Here is a 232-nt window from a genome sequence, read left to right as displayed (position 1 = left end):
ACCTCCGTGCTGGTCCAATTGCAGGGCCCGCTGACCGTGGTCCTCGCGGCCCTTTTCCTGCGCGAGCACGCGACCGGCGGCCAATGGCTGGGGCTCGCCACCGCGACCGCGGGCGTGGTGCTGATCTCACGGTCGGTCGACGGCGCCGCCACCCTCATCGCCATCGGGCTGGCGCTGATGTCGGCGCTGACCTGGGCGGTCGGCAATCTCTTCTTCCGCTCGGCGCGCGGCG

The 232-nt window shown here is 72.4% G+C and carries 1 pseudogene; it reads left to right on the top strand.

The features are described 5' to 3' along the window. A pseudogene (locus Q5L94_RS14220) lies at nt 1–232 on the top strand (EamA family transporter); the annotation flags it as partial.

The organism is Idiomarina sp. Sol25, from assembly GCF_033052775.1.
GTDB lineage: Bacteria > Pseudomonadota > Gammaproteobacteria > Enterobacterales > Alteromonadaceae > Idiomarina.
Note: the sequence above shows the minus strand (reverse complement) of the source record. Positions and strands in the feature narration are given on the sequence as shown.